Origin of the sequence: Halorientalis sp. (genome assembly GCF_028275115.1) — an archaeon.
GTDB lineage: Archaea > Halobacteriota > Halobacteria > Halobacteriales > Haloarculaceae > Halorientalis.
Map to the genome: position 1 here is coordinate 1 of NZ_JAQCNH010000033.1, position 2,012 is coordinate 2,012.

A 2,012-nucleotide genomic window follows, 5' to 3' on the forward strand; every position below is an offset into this window, starting at 1 on the left:
ATGTGGCCCGCCTGTTCGCGCACCTCCTGTGCGGTGGCGGGGTAGTCGATGGTCTCCTCGCTGAGCTTCGCGTCCAGCGCTGCGAGGCCGAACTCGATAGCGGTGGGCTCATCGGTGTCGTCGGCCGGTGGCTGTACTCCCATTGATAGAAAGATTGAGCTTCGGGGTGGAAAAGGCTACGTTCGACGGCCCGTCCTGCGTCTCCGATCCCGGGACAGACACCTGCGTACTGTTTAACTGTCGTTCTTGCAGTCGGTGAGCCACTCCTCGGCCCATGCGGTAATCTCGTCGAACACCGGACAGAGCGACTCGCCTTTCGGCGTGAGTCGGTAGTAGGTCGCGACGGGGGCGTCTTCTTCCAGCCGGCGGTCGACGAAGCCGGTCTCCTGCAGGTCGTCGAGGACGCGCGAGAGCGTGCGGGAGCTGGCATCGGTGGCTCGCTTGAGCTCGTTGAACCGCCGCTCGCCGTTCTGCAGTTCGTGGAGGACGACGAGGCGCCACTTCGAGCCGACCTGTTCGATGGATTCGATGACAGGACAGGCGGCGTCGTCCGTCCCCTGCTCGTCTGCGAAGGTTTCTGATGACATCGGTGTGACCTGGGACTCCCTATGTCCGGGAAGCGGTATATAGGTACGCATACGAACCAAGTAACGTAATGAAACCACGGTTCGCAGCTCCGACGATACGGGTCGACAGAACGATTGATAGAGCCGGACCCCGGCGAATATCTATCAGGGCTTCTGTCGACCCGTAGAGTCAGCATACGACCACGCGCAATCTGGGTGTCTCGGCCTGATAGCCGTCGAGACTGCCGGCGCACTTGCGCTGCCGGCGGTCGCCGGGACGGCCTGTCCATATAGTGTCGGTCTCAGCGCGTTCTGACTCACGGTCGCCAATTTCAAACCCTCCGGGTCCCGATATCCTGCTGGATGCTTCAGCAGTCGCCGACCGAGTTACTCGCCGCCGTGCCCGTCCGGCCGCTGGCCGTGGTCGTCGCTGTCCTCGTAACGGGCCTCGTCGTCCGGCGGCTGACCGGCACGCGGCTCACCGCGTCGCTGCGCCGGCGGCTCCTGTTTGGCGTGCCGTGGGGCACGCTACTGACGGTAACCGGTGTGCTCGCCATCTACCTCTTCCTCCAGGGGGCGTACTGGCACTCGGAGCTGCTCGTGACGCCGTTCCGGACCTGGTCGTACTTATACCCGGTCGGGATGCTCCTGGGCCCGTTCACACACGGGAGTGTCGGCCACCTCACCGGAAACCTGCTGGGAACGCTCGTCTACGGCACCGTGGTGGAGTACGTCTGGGGCCATTACCCGCAGCGACGCGGCGAGTCGTCCTTTGGCTCGTGGCGGACGAATCCGTTCGCCCGGATTCTCGCCGTCCCCGCGGTGATGATCCCCGTCGGCGTGTTCACGGGCGTGTTCGCGCTGGGGCCGATCGTCGGATTCTCCGGCGTGGTGTTCGCGCTGGCGGGCTTCGCGCTCGTGACGCGACCGTATCTGTTTCTCGGGGCCCTTCTGGGGAGTCGCGTTATTGACCTCGTCTACACGGCGCTCCGGTCGCCCGAACCGACCGTCGGCGGGAGCGTCCAGTACGTCACGCCGGCGTGGGCCAACATCGCCATCCAGGGCCACGCTATCGGGCTGCTGGCCGGGGTCTTCCTCGGGACGGCGCTGTTGCGAGCGCGCTCGGAACGGCCCGGCCCCGATAAGGTGTTTTTCGCCACGCTCGTGTTCGCCGTGGCCCAGGGCCTGTGGGCGGTGTACATTCCGGCCGGTGGCGGTCGGTTCACGCTGTTCCGCTGGCTCGGTACCGCTCTGGTCCTCCTGCTCGCGGTGCTCGTTACCGCCGCAACGCTGTACGCCGACCGACGGGCGTTTCCGGACTTCGGTGGCGGGTGGCCATCGCTGGCTGGATTTGCACTCATAGTAGCGCTCGCGGCCCTGTGTCTCGCGTCAGTGCCCGCCAACACTGCTGCGCTCGGTTCCGATGATCTCCCCGAAGACGGCCTG

At 65.5% G+C, this 2,012-nt stretch carries 2 protein-coding genes; one reads left to right on the plus strand and one right to left on the minus strand.

All coding sequences use genetic code 11. From position 1 onward, the window contains the following. Positions 1–233 precede the first annotated feature (233 nt). Positions 234–587 carry a winged helix-turn-helix transcriptional regulator gene (locus Q0964_RS05800; protein WP_299264645.1) on the minus strand — a complete coding sequence of 118 codons (354 nt, stop codon included), beginning with the start codon at positions 585–587 and terminating at the stop codon, positions 234–236. 342 nt (positions 588–929) lie between these two features. Between Q0964_RS05800 and Q0964_RS05805 the strand changes: the two genes are divergently transcribed. After that, positions 930–2,012: rhomboid family intramembrane serine protease (locus tag Q0964_RS05805; RefSeq protein WP_299264648.1), on the plus strand; the 1,083-nt coding region annotated here is incomplete at its 3' end.